The sequence below is a fragment of the Candidatus Auribacterota bacterium genome (genome assembly GCA_026392035.1).
GTDB lineage: Bacteria > Auribacterota > Tritonobacteria > UBA1439 > UBA1439 > JAPLCX01.
On sequence record JAPLCX010000044.1, the window covers coordinates 1 to 8,774 of the forward strand.

An 8,774-nucleotide genomic window follows, 5' to 3' on the forward strand; every position below is an offset into this window, starting at 1 on the left:
TCTTCCGAAGAGAGTATAATCTTGAATGGGCTTGTTCTGGGCACAATACGCCTCCTTCTTTGTCTTCGTATTGTGCCGCATCCGTTCTTGAAAAGCAATATTTATATGTCATCATATTTATGATACTGTGTACTTAGTTTCCTTTTTCTGTGCCTGGCTCATTGTCTTTTTAGACTGTTCCATTTTTTCCTTTACGTCCTTCATCAGTTGTTTGGACGAGCGTATCTTGTATTCATATTTTCTGATTAGATAATCATTTTTCCCAATCCACAGTGTGCAATCGAGTTTGGCAGGGTGCTTCGCAGAAATTACATAGCATGGTGTTCCCTCAAAATCTTCTTCTTTGAGAAGTGCGCAACCGCTGAATTCTGAATCGCGATGCTCGCCGAGCAATCGGGTTGGCACCGTATTGGTGGCGCCACCTGATACGCCGGTTTCAGCGGCGATTCCCCGTCTGAGGGATTTCTCTTTCCGGTACTGGTTTTTAAGTTCCCAGAAAGTATAGGTATCTTTCCCGTTACTCCATAGTACAGCCTTCTTCTTCCCGAAGGGCATATCACTGATCCAATCAACCCTCAGGGATGAAGGTTTCTTAAACCAGATCGCGAACTCCTTCTTTAATGTCGTCGTCTGAGAGCCCTTGATAATCACGTCTTCGACAACGCCGGTGTCCTGGTACGCTGTAAGCTCCGAGTATGCCTTGTTCATTTTCTCGATAACAGCTGACGGATCTACCTCATCCTTGCCGTAAACGGACAGGGCCGAGATAATGACTGCGGCGAACGACAGCATTATGACCGCTGCGTGACTTTTTAAAATATTCATTGGTTCACCTCCCATGTTGATTAACCGTAACAACTACATTGATATACTCACTCCTTCCGCCCGAACGGGCTGATGGCGCGCAGATCCGCGATAATCGGCGGGAGCTGTTCTATGACGAAGTCAATCTCCTCCACGGTGGTATATCTGCTCAGGCTGAATCGCACGGAGCCGTGGGCGGCGGTGTAGGGCACGCCCATGGCGCGCAGCACGTGGGAGGGCTCCAGCGAGCCCGAGGTGCATGCCGACCCTGAAGAGGCGCAGATTCCGAGCTCATTGAGCCTGAGGAGGATTGACTCGCCCTCCACGTACTCAAAACTGATGTTGGATGTATTGGGGAGCCTCACCTCCGGGTGACCGTTGAGGCGGGCATCGGGGGCCTTCGCGAGCAGCGCGCGCTCGAGCTGGTCGCGCAGCTTCTTTACCTTCACATTCTCCTCTTCCATGTGCTTCCCCGCGAGTTCGCAGGCGGCTCCAAGACCTATGATGGAGGCGACATTCTCTGTCCCGCCGCGCCGGCCCATCTCCTGGTGTCCGCCGACGATGAGCGGGCTGAACTTCGTGCCCTTGCGGATATAGAGGATCCCTACCCCCTTGGGCGCGTGGAGCTTATGACCGGAGAGGGCAAGGTAGTCAATGGCGCTCCGGCGCATGTTGAGGGGGATTTTGCCCCCTGCCTGAACCGCATCAACGTGGAAGAAACATCCGGCTGCCCTGGCGATCTTTCCGACCTCCTCCACGGGGAAGATGACCCCCGTCTCGTTGTTGGCGTACATCACCGAAACCACGCCCGTACACTCATTGACCGAGCGCCGCACCTCATCGAGATCGAGCATCCCCTGGGCGTCCACGCTCAGCCAGGTGACCTGGTGCCCCTCCTTCTCGAGCCGCTGGCAGAGGCTGAGCACCGCCGGGTGCTCGACACGGGTGGTGACGATGTGGCGCCGGCCGGGATTGGCCTCGAGCGCGGCCATGATGGCGGTGTTGTCGCTCTCCGTGCCGCACCCCGTGAAGATAATCTCATCCTCCTCGGCGCCGATGAAGCGCGCGACCTGCTGCCTCGCGCGGTCAATATATTTTCTCACCTGCCCGCCGAACGTGTGCATGCTCGAGGGATTGCCCCAGAGGTCGCGGAGGAAGGGCGTCATCGCATCGAGCACTTCAGGGGCGATGGCGGTCGTGGCGTTATTGTCGAGATACACGATTCTCATCCTTGACCTCCTGAACGGTGATCTCCGGGGATACGAACTCGCGCAGCTTCTTCTCAACGACCGCGGCAATCGTCACGCCGGACGCGGGGCACTCGGCGCAGCCCCCCCTGAAGGCGACCTGAACCCTGTTGCCGACCACGTCGATCAGCTCGATGTCGCCGCCGTCGGCCCTCAGCGCGGGCTTGATCTCCTTCTCGATAGTCTCCTGTATGAGCTGTATTTTTTGGATGTTCGTCATCGGCTTCGCCGCCGGGAAACCGGCGCGCGCTTTTTTCTCGCTCTCTTTCCTCCAGACCTCATCAATGATCGCCTGGATCTCCTCCACGCACCCGCCGCAGCCGCCGCCCGCCTTGCAGTAGTGCGTGACCTGCTCGGGGGTAGTGAGCTTGTGCTCTCTCACGACCCTCGCGATCTTTGAATCGGTCACGCCGAAGCAGGTGCAGACGATCCGACCCTCGTCCTGCGGCGCGGGTTTTCCGCCGCGGTAGCTCGTGATCGCCGCCTCGAGCGCCTCCTGCCCCATGACGGAGCAGTGCATCTTCTCCTTGGGCAGCCCGCCGAGATACGCCGCGATATCGTCATTGGTGACCTTTTCTGCTTCTTCCAGCGTCTTCCCCTTGATGATCTCGGTGAGGGCCGAGGCCGAGGCGATGGCGCTCGCGCAACCGAAGGTCTGGAACTTCGCGTCCGCGATCCGCTTGCCCTTGTCGAGCTTGAGGTAGAGCTTGAGCGCGTCGCCGCAGGCCATGTTGCCGACCTCGCCGACCGCATCCGCATCCTTGATTTCGCCCGCGTTCCGGGGATGGAGAAAATGCTCCATCACCTTTTCAGTGTAGTTCCACATGAATCCCTCCCACACAGGTAATGGGTGCCGAACCTCAATTCAATCACCTTGGTTCCTGCTCATTATAGTAAAGGCACCCCTCGCGATCAATACGGATGGCGGTCCCGAAATGGCGGATAATACGGGGGGCGATTAGAAGCACTTAACCCATCGGGTGAGCTCAATCCTCCTGAACATCCAAACCTCAAACTGCAAAATCCAAAACAAATCTCAATAGATACCCACGCCTTTGCAGGCGACTGAATGCTTTTCACTCTCCACTGCATTGTTGAGGAAGGGATAAGCAAAAGGGAGCGTTATTACCCCGGAGTCGCTAAAATTAAGGAGAGAATGCGCCGCGGGATGAAGGTTCAACAAATTTTTCTCTATAGGCGGACTTACTCTTTATTAGGGATGAAGCAGAAACCCTCGCAGTTCTATTTGACAACCTTCAGGTTGGCGGGATCTGTCACAATCATTCGGAGATACTTTCCATCCTCTTCCCTTCTAATCTCTCCCGTGGAGATAATTTTCTTGCCCGTGTAGTAAGAGGCGGCATCGCTGCGGAATTTTCCGAGATCGGATGCAGGAATCTTGACAGACAGGTAGGCGCTATAGTCCTGATGAAAATTCAGGTAAAGGTTCCCGCTGCGCGAAGAAACGTGCGTATCCACAACTGTGCCATCTACCGTTTTGGTTTGACCGACGTAGTTGCCGGCATCTTCAAAGGATATCGCACCCGGCACTGCTTCAGCCTCGGCGGAAGATTCAGGCGGAGGGGACTCCGCCTCCTTGACGCGCCACCTCGCACCACAGTAGGGACACCATCCGCCCTTTAATTCGCTCGAAGCCTTGTACGTGTTCTTGCATCCGTGACACTTAAGCAACTTGTAGCTCTCGACAGAATAGATAGGAACCTCGATCGGTTCCTGCTTGACTACCTTTGCGGGAGCCTCCTTCTTCGCCGTACCGACTGTAATCATATCCTTGAACTTGTCTAAGGTCTTTTCTCCTATACCTTTTACGCGCCTGAGGTCATTGATGCTTCTATAGGGTCGGCCCTCTATAATCCTCTTCGCATACGCCGGGCCTATGCCGGGCAGGCTATCGAGCTCATCCTCCGATGCCGTGTTGATATCAATAAGGCAGAGCGCGGGGCTCGCACAAAGAAGAACGAGTGCAACGACGGGCAATAGACAGGTTATCCTTCTCACGGTTCACCTCCTTTTTAGAGAGCGCCTAACTATCTCACTCAGCTCGTCACCTACGCACACTCAATGCGTCGAAGTGCCTATTGTAAACATAATATCCTCGCTGAACAAGTATAATCGCGCAGAGGGTTGACACGGATTAGCACTGATTATAAGAATGGTTAATGGTTTCCCGTTCTCGGTGAATCTTGAATCCGTGCAAATCAGTGAAATCCGTGGACCCCCTTCTTATTTCCCTTTTATAACTGATCCCTTACGTGAACGGAATGGGATACTCCACTACTACTCCTGCACCGGGTCCCTCACAACAATCTCTTCGTCATCCACGTAGCCAGGGAAAGCGCTCTTCTCCCCCGCGGGAATCCTGCCCGGAGGGACAAGCCCGGCAATGACCGTGTATCCCCCCGGAGCCATATTCGCGGGTATCTCCGGAAGTGCGAATTTGAAACGCGACAATGTATTCTCCAAGCCAGGGACGCCGCGCGCGAGCGGGCGAATGCCCCGCGTGAGATGCGCGGGTGTGCCGGGTGCAAAAGAATAGGTTGCACCGAGGCCTGTGATCACACAGTATGCATCAAAGCTGCGGGCGATCCGCTCCACCGTCACCTCGACGGCGAACGGTTCTCCTATCGAGGGAGAGCTGCTGCCGACCTTCAGGGCAAGGAGCGGCGCATACGTGAGGATGACGCCCTGACCCGACGCGTAAACGTTCCCCTCCCTCGACCGCAGGAGCGCGTACACATTGCGGGCCTCGGTGAGCGTTGCCACCTTGCGCCATCCCGAATCGCCCAGCCTGTAGATACCGCCGTCGCTGCCGCTCGTCGCGTAGATGGCGCCGCCCACATCCTGGACGAGGGAGAAAACGGCATAAGATTGAGCGCTCAATCTTCCCAGCGAAATCCAATTCGCCCCCCCATCAGTCGTTTTGAATACCAACCCCGCGCCCCCGGCGTACACACTCCCGTCTGCTGCCTGGAGGAGGCAGTACACATATTCCGCGGTGGTTACATCAGCCGTATTCTGCCAGCTCTCACCGCCATCCGTCGTTTTGAAGACGCGGCCGTCGGTCCCTGCGTACACAGCGCCGTCGGAAGCTGCCAGGAGAGAGTAGACATAGTGTGCGCCGCCTAGCTCAGCCGTGAGCATCCATGTGGCGCCGCCGTCAATTGATTTATATACCCTCCCCTGAGGGCCGGTCCCCGCGTATAGAACCACTTCCGATGTTTCGGCAAAGGATTTTACCTCAGTGGCATCGGCAAAAGCAGCAGCTCTGATCCAGCTCCCGCCGCCATCCAGAGTTTTAAACACGGCTCCATTGGAGGCAGTCCCGGCATAGACGGCCCCATCAGCGGCACAGAAAAGACCGAACACGCTCCTTGCCCCGGCCAGATCAGCGGTATGGTACCAATACGCTCCCCCGTCAGTAGATTTCAAGACCTCGCCATTGGGTGATGTCCCCGCGTAGAGTGCGCCGTCGGCCCCCTGGATCAGCCTGAAGATGTTTGAGACCCCGCTCAAATGCCCGCTGCTCACCCACGCCCAGCGCTCAGCGAAGCAGGGTGATTGATGAACCATGACTGCCGTCGCGGCTACGATGATGAGCGCGGGTGTTCGCACTGAAGCCTCCTTTTTCTGCTCCTTCTTGCGTGATCCTATCTTACCATATGGGTGAGGATTTAGTAATATCATGTCAGGAGAGGATAACCAGAGCATGGGGGCTGAGAGCTTACGGATGGAGGCTGCTGGGTGCTCCACAGCAGATCCCCCGTGAGTACGGTATTCCCTATCTCCGGCGTGACGCTCTATCTGGACCTATGGCAGAACTTGCTCGCACACAACAGCATGTCGTGCACGCACGGTTGTTGAGAGAACAGGTTGCCTCCTTCATCCAGGAATACCGGATGCTGGCGCCCGGGCAGAAGGTGCTCGCCGCTGTGTCGGGAGGGCCGGACTCGATGGTGCTCCTCCACCTGCTCCGGGAGCTCGCCCCCCATTTCAAGGTGAGACTCCATGTTGCCCATCTCCACCATTGCCTTCGCGGAAAAGATGCGGATCTCGATCTCATACACGTGCGCGACTACTGCAAAAAATTAAAGATTCCCTTCATCTCAAAACGTATTGACGTGCGCGAACTCGCTCGGCGAAAACGCCTTTCGCTCGAAACCGCCGCCCGCATGGCGCGATACGAATTCCTGAGCCAGTGCGCCCGCCGAGAGGGGGCAACAGCCATCGCCGTCGGCCACACGGCGGACGACCAGGTCGAGACCTTTCTCATGCGCCTGCTGCGCGGGGCGGGGGGGCGCGGATTGGGCGGCATGCAGCCGGTGAGGCGAGCGGGCGAGCAGATGATAATCAGGCCGCTCCTCCGCACGTGGAGGCTGGAGATTCTCTCGCTCGCGAAGACTCACAGGGTTCGTTACCGGATCGATCGCAGCAACAGGGATATTTCCTTTTTGAGGAACAAAGTGCGGCACAGGCTGATCGCGTATCTCCAAAAAGAATACAGCCCGCGGATCAAGGAGATCCTGCGCCGGAGCGCGGAGATCCTGGCACACGAGCACGCATTCGTCCATGACGAAGCCACCGGACTTATCCAAAGGCTGGCCACGGTCCGCGGCGCTCGGATCGTGCTTCCTTTGCACCGCCTTCTCGCACTGCCGCCCGCCCTGCGCGCCGAGCTCCTGAGGATTGCCACTGCTAAACTCGGTGGAGGAACATCTCCCGGCTACAGCGACATAGACGCAGTGCTCAATCTCTGCAAAGGGCATCGGGGAGCGAAGCAGCACCACCTCCCGGGAGGCGTGACGGCTTCGCGGGAATACGGCACGCTCATCTTGAGCGCCGGCGCGAAAGCGAAAGCCGAGGACTACGAGTTCCCGCTCGAGGAGGAGCTGGAGCTGAGCTGCCCTCCCTTCATCCTCCGCTTCAGATTCTCGACCCTCGCAAAGGGCACGATCAGGCGGCTCAGGAAAAAGCCGGTGAAACTGGCTGAGGCGTGGTGCGAGGGAGGGGCGCAGTGCTGGCCTCTCCTCGAGCATTTCTCGCTAGACGCACTGAACGGTAAGAGGATCGTGGTTCGCAACCGTCGCCCTGGAGATCGCTACAGGCCACTCGGGATGCGCGGGACAAAGAAGTTAAAGCGTATCATGATCGACGAGAAACTCCCCTTGCGTCTCCGCGCCACCATGCCCCTGATTGCCTGCGGGGATGAGATTATCTGGCTGCCGGGATACAGGATCGCGGACCGATACAGGGTAGCTCCCTCAACGCAGCGCATCGCGCAGGTGAGTGTGGAAAAAGCCGGTGAAATGTGGTAGGCTAGTAAAAAATCAGCTTCCATAGGAGTCGATCAGATGGCCGAGAAGAAGCGAAGCGGATCGAGCAAGGCGCAGCGGGGACCGGTTCGCCCCGCGATCATCTGGCTCATCATATTCATTGGCATCATGCTCGCCATCCAAATGCAGAAACTCAAGGATCGCGACACGGTCTCCGTCACGTACAGTCAATTTGAGAGCGATCTCAAAGCGGGAAAGATCGCGACATTCACCGGGGCCGAAAATTCGATCAGCGGGAAGGGAACATTCAAAAACGGGAAGAAATATACCGTGAATGTTACCCCGGGCGACTCGGCTCGCCGTGACCTGCAAAATCTCTGCCTCACAAATAATGTGGTGTACTCTACCGAGCCTTCCAGGGAGTACATCAACCAGATCATCTTTACCTTTCTGCCGATCGTGCTCATCGTGGGTGTGATCTGGTTCCTCGTTTCGCGCCAGGTGCGGGGCGTGGGCCACAGCGCCCTGAGCTTCGGGAAGAGCCGCGCGCGCCTCATGACCAAGGGGGATGAGAAAATCACGTTCAAGGACGTCGCGGGCATCGACGAGGCGAAGGAGGAGGTGCAGGAGATCATCGATTTCCTGAAGGACCCTAAAAAGTTCCAGAAGCTCGGCGGCAAGATACCGAAGGGCGTCATGCTCATCGGCCCTCCCGGCTGCGGCAAGACGCTCCTCGCCAAGGCGATCGCCGGAGAGGCTGACGTGCCCTTCTTCACCATCAGCGGATCTGATTTCGTGGAGATGTTCGTCGGCGTGGGCGCCGCGAGGGTGCGCGACCTCTTCGAGCAGGGAAAGAAGAACGCTCCCTGTATCATCTTCATGGACGAGATCGACGCCGTGGGGCGCTACCGCGGCGCGGGCATCGGCGGCGGGCATGACGAGCGTGAGCAGACATTGAATCAGATTCTGGTTGAGATGGACGGCTTCGATACCTCTACCAACGTTATCATCCTAGCTGCCACCAACCGCCCCGATATCCTGGATCCGGCATTGTTGCGCCCCGGCCGCTTCGACCGCCAGGTAGTCTTGGATCTCCCGGATATCAAAGGCCGTAAGGGCATACTTAAGGTACACGCCAAGGACATACCATTGGAGGATAGTGTCGACCTGGAGGTTATCGCCAAGCAGACGCCGGGATTCTCCGGTGCCGATCTGGCCAATCTCATGAACGAGGCTGCCATCCTGGCCGCCCGGCGCGAGAAGAAAAAGATCAGTCTTGCCGAGCTTGAGGAATCAGTCGACAAGGTTATAGCCGGCCCAGAGCGAAAGAGCAGGATAATCAGCCCCAAGGAGAAAGAAATAACGGCATACCACGAGGCAGGGCACGCAGTTGTAGCCCACTTCCTGCCTAACGCAGATCCGGTACACAAAG

Annotated in this window: 6 protein-coding genes and 1 pseudogene; 2 read left to right on the forward strand and 5 right to left on the reverse strand. The window is 57.2% G+C overall.

Going from position 1 to position 8,774, the window contains the following annotated elements:
• Window positions 1–117: 117 nt before the first annotated feature.
• From NTX71_04135 to NTX71_04155, 5 genes are all read right to left on the reverse strand, one after another.
• Entirely contained in the window at window positions 118–825 is a 708-nt protein-coding gene (locus NTX71_04135; GenBank protein ID MCX6339091.1) for a DUF2092 domain-containing protein, read from the reverse strand.
• A gap of 47 nt (window positions 826–872) precedes the next feature.
• On the reverse strand, window positions 873–2,033 hold the full coding sequence (gene nifS, locus NTX71_04140; GenBank protein ID MCX6339092.1) for a cysteine desulfurase NifS: 1,161 nt from the start codon (window positions 2,031–2,033) through the stop codon (window positions 873–875).
• Window positions 2,008–2,877, reverse strand: a complete 870-nt coding sequence (gene nifU, locus NTX71_04145) for a Fe-S cluster assembly protein NifU (protein ID MCX6339093.1) — start codon at window positions 2,875–2,877, stop codon at window positions 2,008–2,010. Before nifU ends, nifS begins: the two co-directional genes overlap by 26 nt.
• Window positions 2,878–3,293: 416 nt before the next feature.
• Window positions 3,294–4,070, reverse strand: coding sequence for a ComEA family DNA-binding protein (locus tag NTX71_04150; protein MCX6339094.1), 777 nt, complete (start codon window positions 4,068–4,070; stop codon window positions 3,294–3,296).
• A gap of 279 nt (window positions 4,071–4,349) precedes the next feature.
• Complete coding sequence (locus NTX71_04155) at window positions 4,350–5,684, reverse strand: YCF48-related protein (protein MCX6339095.1); 1,335 nt, start codon at window positions 5,682–5,684, stop codon at window positions 4,350–4,352.
• A 197-nt stretch (window positions 5,685–5,881) separates the two neighbouring features.
• On the opposite strand from NTX71_04155, the gene tilS reads away from it, so the two are divergent.
• Together tilS and ftsH are read left to right on the forward strand one after the other, a co-directional pair.
• Window positions 5,882–7,384, forward strand: a complete 1,503-nt coding sequence (gene tilS / locus NTX71_04160) for a tRNA lysidine(34) synthetase TilS (GenBank protein ID MCX6339096.1) — start codon at window positions 5,882–5,884, stop codon at window positions 7,382–7,384.
• A 156-nt stretch (window positions 7,385–7,540) separates the two neighbouring features.
• A pseudogene (ftsH, locus tag NTX71_04165) lies at window positions 7,541–8,774 on the forward strand (ATP-dependent zinc metalloprotease FtsH).